Here is a 15,770-nt window from a genome sequence, read left to right as displayed (position 1 = left end):
GTCGTTGCGGCGAAGTCTAGATAAGGGGGGCGGCGTCGAGCCACAGTGGGTCGCCGATGCGCTGTCCCAAGGGTGCCACGGCCTGCACCAGCGTCGCGCGCAGCGCCTGGGCCTGGGCCTGGCTGACCTGCATCGCGGTGAATGACAGGCACAGCCCGCGCACGTCGCCTGAGAGCGGGTCTGCCAGCGTGGTGGCCACGGCGCCGATGCCGGGCATGCCTTCATTGACGGCGATGGCGCTGCGCTCGGCGCGGGCCGTCGTCACGCGCTCGCGCAACTCGGCAATCGTGGCAGGACAGCCAGCGGGTGCATTCGGCAGCTTGCGGGCGCCGGCGGCGCCGTAGCGCACGCTGAATTCAGGCTCGGGCAGGCGCGACAGCAGCACCCGGCCCATCGCCGTCGTGAATGCAGGCCGGCGTGCGCCGGGCGGCGACAGCACCTGCACCGGGTTGCTGCCGTTCAGGCGTTGCAGCACGACAGTGTCGGTGTGGTCGAGCATGGACAGATAGGCGGTGAAGCCGGTGGCATCGGACAGCGTGGCCAGGATCTCGCGGCATTGCTCGTCGAAGGGATGGGCCTGCGTAGCCGCCTGCGCTGCGCGGATCAGCAGCGCGCCGGGGCGGTAGCGCCGCGTGGTCGGCTGCAGTTCCAGCAGGCGATAGCGCACCATCTGGGCGAGCAGGCGCGAGGCCGAACTCTTGGCAAGGCCCAGCTCGTCCAGGACATCGTTAAAAGTGATCTCGTGCCGGTGATGCCCGAACAGGTCCAGCACGCTTTCCACGCCTTCAAGAATGCTCACTCCGCCACTCCACGCTCCGCATCTCTCTTACTTGTCTGGTTCCGTTTTTCGGAACCAAGGTTCCGTAATTCGGTTTAGAAATAATAGAGGCACGAAGACAGGAACACAAGGGGGGCATTCCCGGCGCAGCAACCCGGCGCGAAGCAAAAAAAAAATGGCCCCGATCAGGGGCCAAGTCTTGAAAACCGGAGAGGTTGGGTCAGTGCGCCGCCATCGCATCCGCCGACCCGCCGCCGCCCTTGACCGGCCGCGTCAGCCAGACAAAGCCGATCAGCACGAAGAACAGCATCCCCGAGATCCAGAAGATATCGTTGGCGCCGAGCATGGCCGCCTGCTGCGAGATATTGCGCTCGATCACGCCTACCGCCTGGGCCTGGCTCATGCCCATCTGCATCAGGTGGTTGAGCTGGTCGTGGTAGGCCGGGTTGTACGGGTTGACCTGTTCCACCAGCTGCGCGTGGTGCAGCGCCGTCCGGTTTTCCCAGAGCGTGGTCGAGATCGACGCCCCGATGGCGCCGAACGTGATCCGGACGAAGTTAGACAGCCCTGACGCCGCCGGAATTCTTTCCGGTGGCTGGCCCGACAGGATGATCGAGGTCAACGGGATGAAGAACATCGCCATGGCCGCGCCCTGAATCAGGGTCGGGATCATCAGCGTGCGGGTGTCCACCTGCGTCGTGAAGCCGGCGCGCATCAGGCTGACGATGCCGAAGGTGATGAACGCGACCGTGGCCACCCACCGGGCATCCATTTTCGGCAGGTTCTTGCCAATCAGCGGCGACAGCAGGATCGCAAAGATCCCCACCGGCGCCATGACGATGCCCGCGTCCGTGGCCGTATAGCCGACAATCGTCTGAAGCCACAGCGGCAGGATCACCAGGTTGCCGAAGAACAGCCCGTATGCCACGGAGATGGCCACCACGCCGGCGCTGAAGTTGCGGCCCTTGAACAGGCTGATATCGACGACCGGGTGCTTCTCATGGCTTTCCCAAATCAGGAAGAACAGGAAGCCGACAATCGCCACCAGGGTCAGCACCACGATCTCGGTCGAGTGGAACCAGTCCAGCTCCTTGCCCTTGTCGAGCATCAGCTGCATCGAGCCCACCCAGATCACCAGCAGCGCCAGGCCGATGCGGTCGATCGGCAGCACCTTGGTCGGGGTTTCGCGGTCCTTGTAGATGGCCCAGGTGACATAGGCAGTGATGATGCCCACCGGCACGTTGATGTAGAAGATCCACGGCCAGGTCATGTTGTCGGAGATCCAGCCGCCCAGCAGCGGGCCCATGATCGGCGCCACCAGCGTGGTCATGCCCCACAGTGCCAGCGCCATGGTGCTCTTCTGCCGCGGATAGCTCGACAGCAGCAGCGACTGCGACAGCGGGATCATCGGCCCGGCCACCGCGCCCTGCAGGACCCGCGCGGCCAGCAGCGTCTCGAGGTTGGGCGCGACGCCGCACAGCCACGATGCCAGCACGAACAGCAGGATCGAGGTGATGAACAGCCGCACCGCGCCGAAGCGCGTGGTCAGCCAGCCGGTCAGCGGCACCGAGATCGCATTGGCCACCGCAAACGAGGTGATGACCCAAGTGCCCTGGTTGGGCGCCACGCCCAGGTCGCCTGAAATCGCCGGGATCGACACGTTGGCGATCGACGAGTCCAGCACGTTCATGAACGTGGCCAGTGACAGCGCGATGGTGCCGACCACCAGCTTGCCGCCGGTCAGCGGCTGCGGCTGCGGCGGCGCCAGCGGCGGGACGGGCCGCGCCGGCGCCTGGCTGCCGCCGGACTGCGCTGCGGTGAGGGAGTTGGCCATGATCAGGTGTTGGCGGGCTTGGCGTTGGCTGCGCTGGCCGAGGGCAGGCCGGTGCTGCGGCCGCCGTTGTTGGCGGCGATGATGCGCGCGATCAGCTGGTCGGCGTCCTGCGCAACCTTGTCATAGACATCGGTCTGCATCGGCTTGGCCGGCGCGGCGGCGGCCATGGCGGCGCCTTCCTCGCGGCGCACGTCGACCTTGACGGTCATCGACAGGCCCACGCGCAGCGGGTGGTCCTTGAGCTGCTGCGGGTCAAGCGCGATGCGCACCGGCAGGCGCTGCACCACCTTGATCCAGTTGCCGGTGGCGTTCTGCGCCGGCAGCAGCGAGAAGGCCGAGCCGGTGCCGGCCGAGAAGCCGGCGATCTTGCCCTGGTATTCCACCTTGGAGCCGTACACGTCGGCTTCCAGCGTCACGGGCTGGCCGATGCGCATATGCGTGATCTGCACTTCCTTGAAGTTGGCGTCGACCCAGACCTGGTCCAGCGGCACCACGGCCATCAGCGGGGCGCCGGCGGCCACGCGCTGGCCGACCTGCACCGAGCGCTTGGCAACGTAGCCGGTCACCGGCGCAGGCATGGACGAGCGAGCGAACGACAGGTAGGCCGAGCGCAGGCTGGCGGCGGCGCGCTGCACGTTGGGGTGCTTCTCCACCGTGGTCTGGTCGGTCAGCACCTTGTTCGACGCCAACTGCTCGCGCGCGGCCAGCAGCGCCGACTCCGTACCCTTGAGTGCGGACTGCGCGTGCGAGATCTCTTCATTGGAGACCGCGCCCGAGCCGGCGATGGCCTGGCGGCGGCGCAGGTCGTCGCGGGCCTTGGCCACGTCGGCTTCGCGCAGCGCCACGTTGGCGGCTAGCGAGCCATTGTTGACGTACAGCGTGCGCACTTCGCGCACGGCCTGTGCCAGCTGGGCTTCGGCCTGTTCCAGCGCCACTTGCGAATCGGCGCGGTCAAGCTGGATCAGCGGCTGGCCGGCGGTGACCAGTTGCGTGTCGTCGGCGGAGATCGACACCACGGTGCCGCCCACCAGCGGCGTGACCTGGACCACGTTGCCGGCGACATAGGCGTCGTCGGTATTTTCAAAGTGGCGGGCGTACATGCCCCAGTAAACGCCATAGCCGATGCCGGCGACCACGATTGCCGCGGTCAGCGACAGCAGCATGCGCTTGCGCTTGCCGTTGTTGTTGTTGGTGGCTGGCGCTTGCTGGGCAGGGTGCTGGGGGGGGGTGGTGCCGGCCGCTTGCTGGTTGTTGCTCATGATGTCTTCTGAATAATCTTGTCTTCGATCACTGGGTGCGCGGATCAGCCGCGGGCGCCCGCCTGGGTGTTGTGCTGTTGCTGCGCCTGGTCGTGGCCGGCGCTCTCGTGGCCTTCCGCAGGCTCCTCGTAGCCGCCGCCGAGCGCCTTCATCAGGCCCATCTGCAGGTCCAGCCGGCGCGCCTGCAGGTCGGTCGCCAAGCGGCGCTGCTGCAGCACATTGCTTTCGGCGTTCAGCACGGTCAGCTGCGTGCCCAGGCCGGCCTTGTAGCGGGTGGTGGCCAGGGCATAGGCGTGCTCGGCCAGGTCCAGGGCTTCGCGCTGGGTCTGGATCTGCTTGTCGACACTGCGGATGCTGGTCATGGTGTCGGCGGTCTCGCGCAGCGCATCGACCAGGGCCTGGTTGTAGTTGGCCACGGCGATGTCATAGCCGGCGTACTTGCCCTTCAGGTTGGCGCGCAGCTTGCCGCCTTCGAAGATCGGCAGGCGGATGGTCGGGCCGATGCCGAAGGTGCGGCTGACGCCCATCAGCAGGTTGGACGGATCCAGCGCGGCCAGGCCGGCAAAGGCGGTCAGGCTGACGTCAGGCAGGAACTCCTTCTTGGCGACATTGATGTCCTTGGACGCCGCCTCCACGCGCCAGCGTGCCGCCACCAGGTCCGGCCGGCGGCCCAGCAGGCCGATGGTCAGGTTGTCGGGCAGCGTCGGCGTGGACTGCGCCAGCAGCACCGGGCGCTGGATCTGCAGCCCGCGGTCCGGGCCCTTGCCCAGCAGCGCTGCAAGCTGGTTGCGCGCCAGGGCGACTTCCTCGTCCACGCGCTGCAGGTCGGTGCGCGAAGCAGCCACCGTGCCGCGCGCCTGCGTGGTCTCGACCTGGGTGTCCAGGCCGGCAGCCAGGCGCTGGCGCGACAGCTCGGTCAGGTCGCTGCGCTGGGCGATGGCGCGCTCGGCCACGTCGCGCTGGGCGTACAGCGCCGCCAGGCGGGCGTAGTTGCGGGCGATCGAGGTGGCTAGGATCAGGCGCGAGGCCTGGCTTTCAGCCTCGGCGGCGCGGTCGTCGGAGAGCGCGGCTTCAAGCGCATCGCGGTTCTTGCCCCAGAAATCGAAGTCATAGGACAGGCCCACCTGCAGGCGCGACTGGTTCTGCCACGATCCCGCCAGCGGGGTGCCTTCAAACAGGTCTTTCTCGGAAAAGCGCTGGCGGATCAGGCTGCCTTCGAACTCCAGGTGCGGATAGAGCGCGCTGCGGGTGGCATCGGCCATGGCGCGCGAAGCTTCCACGCGGGCGAACGCGGCCTGCAGGCTCGGGTTGTCCTTGACCGCCTCATCGACCAGGGCGCTCAGCTGGGGGTCCTTGAACTGCGCGACCCAGTTCTGCGAGGGCCACTGGCCGTGCTCGTCGGGCAAGGTCTGCGAGGTGGCCATCGCGGCCGGGTCGGCCACGGTCTGCGTGCTGTGCGAATTGCCAAGGGCCGCGCAACCGGCCAGCACCGCCGCGGCCATGGCAGTCAGCGCAAGCGAGCTGGCACGGCGCGCCAGTTCGCGTGGGGTGGCGCGCTGGGGGGATTGGGAGGAGAGAGCTGGTTTCATGGTGTTGCTCCGTTACCGGAGCCATACGGTTTCTACGGGCTGATATGGTGTCCGGTTGACCCGACTGACCGGACGATCTGGCGTGCCGGAGGCCGGCGCACAGCCCGCTACCCGCTGTTGTTATCGATGATCCGACGCAGCATGCTGCGCAGCAGTTGGATTTCGTCTTCGGAAAAACCGCGGAAGTGGTGTGCAAGTACCTTGCAGAAGATGGCGGGCAGCCGTTCCACCAGTTCCTGGCCCTGTGGCGTGACCGACAGGTCGACCACGCGGCGGTCGGTGTCGCGGCGCCGGCGTTCGATCAGCCCGCGCTTTTCCATGCGGCTGAGCAGGCGCGTGACCGAGCCCATGTCGGTATTCAGTTCACGGCCCAGGTCGGTGACGGTCGAGGCGCGTCCGGTGGCCAGCATCATCAGGCAACTGGCTTGCGCCTGCGTGATGTCCAGGCCGCTGACTTCCTGCTCGACCCCGTGCGCCAGCATGTTCTTGGCGCGCTGCATCAGGTAGCCGACGCTGTCGGACATCTGGTACTGGGCGGGATCGAACTGGCCGGCCGTGGATTCGGCTGGCTGATCGGAGGAAGGGAGCCGTGACATCTTTGCCTTTGCAATCTTTGCTGAGGCAAATATATGTTCACGTTTAACGATGCGCAAGAACGGAAATTGGTTATTCCACTTTTCGCAATGATATTCCCTAGGTAAGTGGCGGTTCCGATCAACGCGTCTTGCGCTGCAACATGCTAGAATATTGGGTTACCTCAGATTCTCCAAAGCGAGACGCAGCAATGACCCGCGCCATCCGAAATATCGCCATCATCGCCCACGTCGATCATGGCAAGACCACCCTGGTCGACCAGCTCCTGCGCCAGGCAGGCACCTTCCGCGACAACCAGCAGATCGCCGAACGTGTGATGGACTCGAACGACCTGGAAAAGGAACGCGGGATCACGATTCTCGCGAAGAACTGTGCCGTCGAATACAACGGCACCCATATCAATATCGTCGACACCCCGGGCCACGCCGACTTCGGCGGTGAAGTGGAGCGCGTGCTGTCGATGGTCGACGGCGTGCTGCTGCTGGTCGACGCGGTCGAAGGCCCGATGCCCCAGACCCGCTTCGTCACGCGCAAGGCGCTGGCGCTGGGTCTGAAGCCGATCGTGGTGGTCAACAAGATCGACCGCCCGGGCGCGCGTCCGGAGTGGGTGATCAACCAGACCTTCGACCTGTTCGACAAGCTGGGTGCCACCGACGAGCAGCTCGATTTCCCGGTGATCTACGCCTCGGGCCTGAACGGCTTTGCCGGCCTGACCGAAGACGTGCGCGACGGCGACATGAAGCCGCTGTTCGAAACCGTGCTGGACAAGGTGCCGGTGCGTGACGACGACCGGGACGGCCCCCTGCAGCTGCAGATCATCTCGCTGGACTACTCCAGCTACGTCGGCAAGATCGGCGTGGGCCGCATCTCGCGTGGCCGCGCCCGTCCGCTGCAGGACGTGGTGGTCAAGTTCGGCCCGGAAGGCAACCCGATCAAGGGCCGCATCAACCAGGTGCTGAAGTTCCAGGGCCTGGAGCGCGAGATCGTGTCCGAGGCCGAAGCCGGCGACATCGTGCTGATCAACGGCATCGAAGAACTGGGTATCGGCTGCACCGTGTGCGCGCCGGACGCCCAGGACGCGCTGCCGATGCTGAAGGTGGATGAGCCGACGCTGACCATGAACTTCTGCGTCAACACCTCGCCGCTGGCCGGCCGTGAAGGCAAGTTCGTGACCAGCCGCCAGCTGCGCGAGCGCCTGGACCGCGAACTGAAGTCGAACGTGGCGCTGCGCGTGGCCGATACCGGCGACGACACCATCTTCGAAGTGTCGGGCCGAGGCGAACTGCACCTGACCATCCTGCTGGAAAACATGCGCCGCGAAGGCTACGAGCTGGCCGTGTCGCGTCCGCGCGTGGTGTTCAAGGAAATTGACGGCGTCAAGCACGAGCCGTACGAACTGCTGACCGTGGACGTCGAAGACGGCCACCAGGGCGGCGTGATGGAAGAGCTGGGCCGCCGCAAGGGCGAACTGCTCGACATGGCCTCGGACGGCAAGGGCCGTACCCGACTGGAATACCGCATCCCGGCCCGCGGCCTGATCGGCTTCCAGGGCGAGTTCCTGACGCTGACGCGCGGCACCGGCCTGATCAGCCATATCTTCGACGACTACGCACCGGTGCGCGAAGGCGGCCTGGGCGAGCGCCACAACGGCGTGCTGATCTCGCAGGACGACGGCGACGCTGTAGCCTACGCGCTGTGGAAGCTGCAGGACCGCGGCCGCATGTTCGTCAAGCCGGGCGATGCGCTGTATGAAGGCATGATCATTGGCATCCACAGCCGCGACAACGACCTCGTGGTCAACCCGATCAAGGGCAAGCAGCTGACCAACGTGCGTGCTTCGGGTACCGATGAAGCCGTGCGCCTGGTGCCGCCGATCCAGATGTCGCTCGAATATGCGGTGGAATTCATCGCCGACGACGAGCTGGTCGAACTCACGCCCAAGAGCATTCGCCTGCGCAAGCGTCACCTGAAGGAGCACGAGCGCAAGCGTGCTTCCCGCGAAGGCGCATAAGCGCTGACGCCGCCAACAAAAAACCGCGCCCGTGAGCGCGGTTTTTTGTTGGCGGCGGGGCAATGAGGCACCTGCTTACCATGCGTACTTCACCCCGGCACGCAGCGCGTACTGATAGAAACTTTGTGCCCCCCACGCGCCGGCCACATTGGCCCAGCCGCTCCAGTGCTTGCCGATGTCGGCGTTGACGCCGAGCTTGAGCTCATAGCGGTTGGACGGGTACAGGCTGCCGAGCGGCAACCGGTTGAACGAGATATTGCTGTCGATGCCGGCGTGCCACCAGTTCAACGTCGCGTATGGCTGTATCTTGCGGCCGTCGACACGCAGGAAAGTGCGGTGCAGGCGCGCACCCACGCGCGTGACCACGCCGCTGGAGTCGGCGCCGGTGATGCGCGTGCCGTTGGGCTCGGTGACGTCATCGGCGCCGTACTTCACGTAGACGAGCTGGGCCTGCGGCTCGGCCACCCATCCGCCGCGCAACGGGAACGCATAGCCGGTCTCGCCGGAGATGGCCCAGCCGTTGGCGCCATAGCCGACCGTCGGCAGGCGGTCGCCTTCCACCTTGTTGTCGAACCAACCGTACTGCAGCCACGTGTCGACATAAGCGCCGAGCTTGTGCTCGTCGTTCTGGTACCAGGTGCCGTAGGCGCCGATGCTCCAACCCTGCACGCTGCCCTTGGCGCGCGCCGGATTGCCGTCGGCGCGGGCATCACTGCCGGCGTTGCCGTAGCTGCCCATTGCGCCCACGTGCAAGCGATCGGAGCCGGTGGCCACGCGCCAGCGCGCCAGCTCGACGCCGCCCTGCAGCAGGAATGCTTCAGTGCCGAGCTTGAAATTGCCATCGCGGCTGCGGCTGCCTTCCCAATTGCCGAGCGCGCGCAGCCAGCCCGAACGGATGCTGCCGGGGGCGCTGTCAGGGCCGCTGCGGGCATCCATGCCTTCGGCGTATTGCGGCTCGCCGAGGCGGTCATGCAGGCTATGCACGAACATCTGCCCGACCAACCGCTGGTTGGCGAGGTAGGCGGCAACTTCAGGGCGGTATTGGGGCCGCGGTGGCGCAGGCGGTTCGGGCGGTGAGGGAGTGGGGCCGGGACCCGGTGGCGCCGGCTGCGGCGGCTTTGCCGAACGCAGGTACCAGGCCTGCGGATTGCTGCCGTCCGTGCCGCCGCGGAACAGGCGGTACTCGTAAGCGCCGGCCACGGCGCGGCCGTCCAGCGCGAACGCGGCGGGCGTGGTGGTGCCGGCGTTGACAGTATCGACAACCAGTATGCCGTTGGCCGTGGTCAGCGCGCCCGCGCCGCCGGCATTGATGATGCGCAGGCCGGTGGTGCCGGTCGCCGTGCCGCCATCGATGACGAGCCGGTCCGATGCGGCGCCGTCGCCGGCAAGGACGGTCTTCAGGCGCAGCGTGCCGCCGCTGCCGGCGTAATTGCTGGCGAACAGTAGCTGGCCGGCGCCGCCCGACGCCGAGGCCAGGTCGACCAGCCCGCCATTTGCCAGCGTGCCCGTCACCCGATAGACACCGGCGCCGGAGCCATTGGCAAAGCTGAGCGTGCCCTGGGTGCTTGCATCCCCGATCAGCGTTCCGCCATCGCCGCTGAAGCGCAGCGTGGCGCCGCTGTCGATCCGGAACAGGCCGGCCTCATACAGCGTGCCGCTGGTGAACGTGACATCCGCGCCGCCGGTGACAGCGACCACGGTCCAGGGATCGATGCTGCCCGGCACGCTGCCGCGATAGCCGTCGAAGGCCAGCGTGCTGCCGCCGGTGCCGCCTTCATACAACGGCACCCGGCTGATATCCGCATCGGCGAACACGGTCACGCGGTCGGCGCCGGAACCCATGCGCAGCGCGCCGACGGTGACGGAGCCGGCGTGCAATGCCAGCGTGTTGTTGCCCGCCATAAACTGCACCGCATTGGGCGCGCCCTCGATCGTGGCGTGGCTGTTGATGATGGCGCCACCGGTGGCCTGCACGCCACTGCCGGCCTGCGCCACGATCTGGCCGCCCAGGTGTTCCACCGTGCCGCCGTTGGCCAGCGCTATGCCGGCCGTGGTGCCGCCACGCACGATGCCGCGGTTGATGACCGTGCCGCCGCTTTCCAGCCGGATGCCGTTTTCCAGGCCGTCGATGGTGCCATGGTTGTCGACCGTGCCGGACGCGCCGGCCATCAGGACGCCTGCATTGCCGTTACCCCTTATCGTGCTGCCGGCAAAGTTGACCACGTTGCCGCCGCTGCCGCCGATCCACAGCCCGTATGTGCCGCCGGTGATCTCCGCGCCGGTGGCGATGGTCGTGCCGCCGTCCGTCGAGCCATTGGCCACGTTGCCGCCGCTGTCCAACAGAACGCCGATCAGTCTTCCAGAGATCGCACCTGCATTGGCGACGCTGCCGCCATCGTTCACGACGCTGATGCCGTGTCCGCTGCTGGCGCCAATCACCGAGCCGGCCAGGTTCGTCACCGTGCCGCCGCGCTCCAGCAGCACGCCGGTGGTGCCGCCGTGGATGGCGCCGCCCTGGTTTCGCACCACGCCGGCCATGCCGCGGATACGGATGCCATCGCCAGTGCTGTCGCTTTCGACCAGGCCGGTATTGACCACCGTGCTGCCCGCGTCGGCGGAGCCGAGCAAGACCCCCGCCGACTTGGTGCCACTGGTGCGGATCGTGCCGCGATTACGGAACACATAGGACCTGGCGGAACCGCCGTCGGTGACCGCATCGGTATCCGCAACGAAGGCGCTGCCGATAAATGTCACGTCCGTGGAGGCCGGGTCTCCGGTGACGGTATAGGTGCTGAACGACGCAGGCTGCCGCAGGTCGATCTGTGCGATGCCATCGCCCGAGATGGCCTTCTGCGCGTAGGCAGGGCAGGGCAGCAACTGGGCGGCGGCGGCCACCGCGAGCGGGCCCATCGTTACGGCGGTGAATCTCGACCATGCGCACGCCATTGCCGCGATCTCCACATCGGGTGCTTTGCCTGCCCCTGTCGAGGATCGCTACGATGCGCAGCAACGCGCTGCATCGGCACGGGCACCGGATGGAAGTAAATGCCGGTGCCAGCGGCCGGTCAATTTCGTATTTTCTGCGCAGAAATTAATAGTCTGGTTCCTGCGGAAACTTGTGAAGGCGATGGCTATTGCGCGCCAGGCACGACTTCGAGCGCCGGTGCGCGCGGGCTGCGCCACTCGGGCGGCTTCCACAGGTAGCGCAGGTCGCGGTCGCGCCAGGCATCGGCGAACATGTCGCGCCATTCGTGGAAGGTCAGCGTCAGCGGGTTGTGCGTGCGCACCTGCCGCGTGATGCCATAGACCGGTGCTTCCTGCTCCGGCACGAAGGTGCCGAACAGGCGGTCCCAGATCGTCAGCACACCGGCGTAGTTGCGGTCGATGTACTGCGGGTTCTTCGCATGGTGGACGCGATGAACCGATGGCGTATTCAGTAGCGACTCGATCAGCGGCCAGCGTTGCCCCAGCCGCGTATGCACGAAGAACTGGAAGGCCAGGTTCACGCCTACCGCCAGGATCACCCAGTCCGGCGTGAAGCCGATCCACGCCAGCGGAATCCAGAACAGCCACATGCCTGAGAGCGGATACGTCAGGCTCTGCCGGAACGCTGTCGAGAAATTCATGCCTTCCGACGAATGGTGCGTCACGTGCGAAGCCCACAGCCAGCGCACGCGATGGCTGGCGCGGTGGAACCAGTAATAGAGAAAGTCCTGCAGCAGCAATAGCAGCGCGAATGACCACAGGGCCTCCGGCATGGCGCGCAGGCCGTGCTGGTAGCACCACGTGTAGACCGTGCGGATCATCAGCCAGAGGAAGAACGCATCCGACGCCTGGTGCATCAGCGCCAGTGCCGCGTTGGATACGGTGTCCCGCGGGCTGTAGACGGTCGGGTCGCGGCGGGCCCAGTACCAAGCCTCGGCGCCGATGGTCAGCAGGAACACTGGCGCAAAGGCCAGCAGCACCAGTCCGGGATCGAGCGATTCAGTATTCATCTCGCCAGTTTGCATATTCCGCATGGAATTGCCACGAGGGGTTCCTCCAAACGGCGCGGCGCGGGGTTTCGCGGCGCATCCGCCACATGGTGGATTGCTGTACTGCCACGCAATTCTGTCACGCGTGTGAAGGTGGTCAATACCGGTAAAGGACGCAGCCAGCGCGCCGTAGTTGAACAGGGCGGCGGCGCGGCGCGCGCTCCCGATTTCCCTGATTCCTCTTCCCCCGGAGCCTTCATGTTCAAGAACACAACCATCGGAGCCAGATTGTGGTTCCTCACCATCGTCGCGAACTTGTTGTTGTTGATTGTCGGCGCAGTGGGCTGGCTCGGCATGTCGCGCAGCAACGAGGCGACGCACCAGATCTATGAGCAGCAGCTGTCGGCCGCGGTCAACCTGGCCGAAGCGCGTTCGAACCAGTTGCTGGTGCGCGTGCTGCTGGACCAGGCGACCTTCGCCACGGACCCCGTCGATGCCAAGGCGCGCGCCGCGACCGCGGAAGGCTTTGCGCGCGATTCCGAGAAAGCCTGGCAGGCCTATCTCGCCTTGCCGCGCCCGGCTGACGAAGACAGGGCGGTGGAGGATGTCACCGCCAAGCGCGATGCGCTCTTCAAGCAGGGCGTCGCGCCAATGATCGCCGCGCTGCATGCCGGCGACCGCGATGGCGTGATGAAGGCCGTGCTCGAGACCATCCCGCAGCTCGACATCGCCTTCACCGCCGTCAATACCGAACTGAACAAGCTGCAGATCGCCAGCGCGAAGCAGGTCTACGAGGCGTCGCAGCAACGCTACCGCAACCTGTTCACGCTGTCGGCATGCGTGCTGGCAGTGGGCCTGACCTTCAGCACCGTGGTGGCATGGCGCCTGCGCCGTTCGATCGTCCAGCTGCTGGATACGGCGATCGGGCGTTTCGAGAGGATCGCGGGTGGCGACCTGAGCGTCGCGGCTTCGGGCGGCGAGGTGCTGGCCGACGAGTCAGCGCGCAACGAGACCGCGCGCATGCTCGGCATGCTGGGCCGGATGCAGGCCAGCCTGGTGGCCATGGTGGGCGACGTGCGCGGCGGCGCGGACTCGATCGCCGCGGCCAGCAAGCAGATCGCCAGCGGCAATGCCGACCTGTCGCAGCGTACCGAGCAGCAGGCGGCCTCGCTGGAAGAGACTGCCTCCAGCATGGAGGAACTGACCAGTACCGTGCGCCAGAATGCCGACAGCGCGCGCGAGGCCCGCGGGCTGGCAACGGATGCCGCGACCCTGGCCGAGCGCGGCAGCGAGGCCGTGCTGCGCGTGGTCAACACCATGCAATCGATCGATGCCAGCTCGGGCAAGATCGTCGACATCATCGACGTGATCGAGAAGGTTGCGTTCCAGACCAATATCCTGGCGCTGAACGCGGCCGTGGAAGCCGCGCGTGCCGGCGAGCACGGCCGGGGGTTTGCCGTGGTGGCCGGCGATGTGCGCGACCTGGCCCAGCGCTGCGCCGGTGCATCGAAGGAGATCCGCGCGCTGATCGGCGCCTCGGTGGCCAATGTGCGTGAAGGCTCGGGGCTGGTCGATAACGCGGGCCGGGCGATGCAGGACATCGTCGATGCGGTGCAGCGCGTCAGCGCCATCATCGGCGATATCAGCGCGGCCTCGGACGAGCAGTCCAACGGCATCGAGCAGGTCAACGTGGCGGTGTCGCAGATGGACAGCATGACGCAGCAGAATGCGGCGCTGGTGGAGCAGGCGGCAGCCGCGGCGGCATCGCTCGAAGACCAGGCGCAGCGCCTGACCTCGCTGGTGGCGACGTTCCGGCTGGCCTGACGGTGCAGGGCGCATGCGCAGTGTCTGTGCATGCGCCGCAAGCTGCCCACAGGGGTGCGCTTGCCGATGCGACTGGCGTAAAATCGCGAGTTGCATTGGAGGAGTACGACATGACTGAATTCGTCACGACAGAGGTCCGCGGTGGCATCGGATACCTGACGCTGAACCGCCCGCAGGCGCTCAACGCCCTGTCGCTCGACATGATCCGCGCCATCACCCAGGCGCTGCAGACCTGGGCCGCCGCGCCCGAGGTGGTGGCAGTGGTGGTCGCCGGTGCCGGCGGCAAAGCCTTCTGCGCTGGTGGCGATATCCGCTATTTCCACAAGGCTGCGCACGAAGGCGATCCGCTGCTCGACCAGTTCTTTGTCGAGGAATACGCGCTGAACTTCCTGATCCACCGCTATGCCAAGCCCTATATCGCGCTGATGGACGGCGTGGTGATGGGCGGCGGCATGGGTATCTCGCAAGGGGCGCGGCTGCGCCTGGTCACCGATCGCACCAAGATGGCGATGCCGGAAACCAATATCGGCCTGTTCCCGGATGTGGGCGGCGGCTGGTTCCTGGCGCGCACACCGGGCCGCATCGGCGAGTACCTGGGGCTGACCGGCACCTTGATCCATGCCGCCGACGCGCTCTACGCCGGGCTGGCCGACGCCTATCTGCCGGGCAACCGGCTGGCCGAGCTGGTCGATTCGCTGCGTGCGCAGCAGTTTGCCAGCGGCGACGCCGTGCTGGCCCACATCGAAGGCTTTGCCGCTGCGCACCGCAATGACTGCGTGCCGGCGCAAAGCACGCTGGCCGGGCTGTCGGCACAGATCGACAGCCTGTTCGCGGGCAACACCATGCCGGATATCCTTGCCGCCGTCAGCGACGCCCCGGGCGACTGGGCCGCGCAGACCGCCGCCATGCTGCGCAGCCGCTCGCCGCTGATGCTGTGCGTCACGCTGGAGCAGATCCGCCGTGCGCGCAGCATGTCGCTGGACGACGAACTGCGCATGGAACTGGACATGATGTACTACGTGTTCCGCAAGGGCGACGGTGTCGAGGGCATCCGCGCACTGGCTGTCGACAAGGACCACAAGCCGCGCTGGCAGCATGCGCGGCTTGATGATGTCAGCCGCGAGAAGGTGCTGTCGTTCTTCGATAGCCCGTGGCGCGCCGAGGAGCATCCGCTGGCGGCGCTGGGCAAGACTGCCTGACATCCGCTGCGCAGGACGTGGCGGCGCCGACTCGGGTAGAGTGACGGCTGGATCCGCGCCCGTGGCCATGGCAAGCCTGGCCGCGGGCGCCGTCCGCGTCATTCCGTCCACACAGTCAAAGGAGCCGCAATGAGCAATCCTCGTGATGTCGTTGTACTGGTGGGAAGCCTGCGCAAGGAGTCGTACAACCGCAAACTGGCCAAGGCGCTGATCGAACTGGCGCCGCCGCAGCTGAGGCTGGAGATTGTCGAGATCGGCGAGCTGCAGTTGTACAACCAGGACCTGGACGACAAACCTACCCAGGCCTGGACCACCTTCCGCGACCGCGTCCGCCGCGCCGACGCCGTGTTGTTCGTGACCCCGGAATACAACCGCTCCGTGCCCGCGCCGCTGAAGAACGCCATCGACGTGGGCTCGCGGCCCTACGGCAGCAGCGTCTGGGACGGCAAGCCTGGCGCCATCATCAGCGCATCGCCCGGCGCTGTCGGTGGCTTCGGTGCCAATCAGCACCTGCGCCAGTCGATGGTGTTCCTCAATGTCCCGATGCTGCAGCAGCCTGAGGCGTATATCAGCGGCGTCGACAAGGTGTTTGATGAGCAGGGCGGGATTGCCAATGAGTCGACCAAGGGCTTTCTCGGCAAATTCCTGACGACGTTTGCAAGCTGGATCGAGCGGACTGCGCCGCGCTGAAACTGCAGCGGCGGGGCG

General features: G+C 66.6%; 11 protein-coding genes. 4 read left to right on the top strand and 7 right to left on the bottom strand.

Going from position 1 to position 15,770, the window contains the following annotated elements; all coding sequences use genetic code 11:
* Nucleotides 1-16 precede the first annotated feature (16 nt).
* The 5 genes from ACW4E8_RS13890 to ACW4E8_RS13870 form a co-directional block, all read right to left on the bottom strand.
* Nucleotides 17-799: an IclR family transcriptional regulator gene (locus ACW4E8_RS13890; RefSeq protein ID WP_456805038.1), complete on the bottom strand. Its 783-nt coding sequence runs from the start codon at nt 797-799 to the stop codon at nt 17-19.
* A gap of 199 nt (nt 800-998) precedes the next feature.
* Nucleotides 999-2,612, bottom strand: coding sequence for a DHA2 family efflux MFS transporter permease subunit (locus tag ACW4E8_RS13885; RefSeq protein ID WP_456805037.1), 1,614 nt, complete (start codon nt 2,610-2,612; stop codon nt 999-1,001).
* Between the two features lie 2 nt (nt 2,613-2,614).
* The gene (locus tag ACW4E8_RS13880) at nt 2,615-3,871 is read right to left on the bottom strand and encodes an HlyD family secretion protein (protein ID WP_456805036.1); all 1,257 of its coding nucleotides are present in this window, start codon (nt 3,869-3,871) and stop codon (nt 2,615-2,617) included.
* Between the two features lie 44 nt (nt 3,872-3,915).
* The gene (locus ACW4E8_RS13875; RefSeq protein ID WP_456805035.1) at nt 3,916-5,460 is read right to left on the bottom strand and encodes an efflux transporter outer membrane subunit; all 1,545 of its coding nucleotides are present in this window, start codon (nt 5,458-5,460) and stop codon (nt 3,916-3,918) included.
* 107 nt (nt 5,461-5,567) lie between these two features.
* Complete coding sequence (locus ACW4E8_RS13870) at nt 5,568-6,056, bottom strand: MarR family winged helix-turn-helix transcriptional regulator (protein ID WP_456805034.1); 489 nt, start codon at nt 6,054-6,056, stop codon at nt 5,568-5,570.
* A 188-nt stretch (nt 6,057-6,244) separates the two neighbouring features.
* Between ACW4E8_RS13870 and typA the strand changes: the two genes are divergently transcribed.
* A complete protein-coding gene (gene typA, locus ACW4E8_RS13865) occupies nt 6,245-8,065 on the top strand; it encodes a translational GTPase TypA (RefSeq protein WP_456805033.1) in 1,821 nt (606 codons plus the stop codon).
* A 75-nt stretch (nt 8,066-8,140) separates the two neighbouring features.
* On the opposite strand, the gene ACW4E8_RS13860 is transcribed toward typA, so the two are convergent.
* Together ACW4E8_RS13860 and ACW4E8_RS13855 are read right to left on the bottom strand one after the other, a co-directional pair.
* Nucleotides 8,141-11,011, bottom strand: coding sequence for an autotransporter family protein (locus tag ACW4E8_RS13860; RefSeq protein ID WP_456805032.1), 2,871 nt, complete (start codon nt 11,009-11,011; stop codon nt 8,141-8,143).
* A gap of 185 nt (nt 11,012-11,196) precedes the next feature.
* Nucleotides 11,197-12,060: a sterol desaturase family protein gene (locus ACW4E8_RS13855; RefSeq protein WP_456805031.1), complete on the bottom strand. Its 864-nt coding sequence runs from the start codon at nt 12,058-12,060 to the stop codon at nt 11,197-11,199.
* Nucleotides 12,061-12,297: 237 nt separating this feature from the next.
* On the opposite strand from ACW4E8_RS13855, the gene ACW4E8_RS13850 reads away from it, so the two are divergent.
* From ACW4E8_RS13850 to ACW4E8_RS13840, 3 genes are all read left to right on the top strand, one after another.
* Nucleotides 12,298-13,863, top strand: coding sequence for a methyl-accepting chemotaxis protein (locus tag ACW4E8_RS13850; protein ID WP_456805030.1), 1,566 nt, complete (start codon nt 12,298-12,300; stop codon nt 13,861-13,863).
* A 110-nt stretch (nt 13,864-13,973) separates the two neighbouring features.
* On the top strand, nt 13,974-15,062 hold the full coding sequence (locus tag ACW4E8_RS13845; protein ID WP_456805029.1) for an enoyl-CoA hydratase/isomerase family protein: 1,089 nt from the start codon (nt 13,974-13,976) through the stop codon (nt 15,060-15,062).
* Nucleotides 15,063-15,191: 129 nt separating this feature from the next.
* Entirely contained in the window at nt 15,192-15,752 is a 561-nt protein-coding gene (locus tag ACW4E8_RS13840) for an NADPH-dependent FMN reductase (RefSeq protein WP_456805028.1), read from the top strand.
* Nucleotides 15,753-15,770 lie beyond the last annotated feature (18 nt).

It is taken from the genome of Cupriavidus sp. CP313 (assembly GCF_054072015.1).
The sequence above is the reverse complement of the archived record's forward strand: the minus strand, read 5'-3'. Positions and strand labels throughout refer to the sequence as shown.

Coding starts and splice junctions, on each gene's coding strand:
- ACW4E8_RS13885 (WP_456805037.1), bottom strand. CDS start 2,612: ATGGCCAACTCCCTCACCGCAGCGCAGTCCGGCGGCAGCCAGGCGCCG.
- ACW4E8_RS13880 (WP_456805036.1), bottom strand. CDS start 3,871: ATGAGCAACAACCAGCAAGCGGCCGGCACCACCCCCCCCCAGCACCCT.
- ACW4E8_RS13875 (WP_456805035.1), bottom strand. CDS start 5,460: ATGAAACCAGCTCTCTCCTCCCAATCCCCCCAGCGCGCCACCCCACGC.
- ACW4E8_RS13870 (WP_456805034.1), bottom strand. CDS start 6,056: ATGTCACGGCTCCCTTCCTCCGATCAGCCAGCCGAATCCACGGCCGGC.
- typA (WP_456805033.1), top strand. CDS start 6,245: ATGACCCGCGCCATCCGAAATATCGCCATCATCGCCCACGTCGATCAT.
- ACW4E8_RS13860 (WP_456805032.1), bottom strand. CDS start 11,011: ATGGCGTGCGCATGGTCGAGATTCACCGCCGTAACGATGGGCCCGCTC.
- ACW4E8_RS13855 (WP_456805031.1), bottom strand. CDS start 12,060: ATGAATACTGAATCGCTCGATCCCGGACTGGTGCTGCTGGCCTTTGCG.
- ACW4E8_RS13850 (WP_456805030.1), top strand. CDS start 12,298: ATGTTCAAGAACACAACCATCGGAGCCAGATTGTGGTTCCTCACCATC.
- ACW4E8_RS13845 (WP_456805029.1), top strand. CDS start 13,974: ATGACTGAATTCGTCACGACAGAGGTCCGCGGTGGCATCGGATACCTG.
- ACW4E8_RS13840 (WP_456805028.1), top strand. CDS start 15,192: ATGAGCAATCCTCGTGATGTCGTTGTACTGGTGGGAAGCCTGCGCAAG.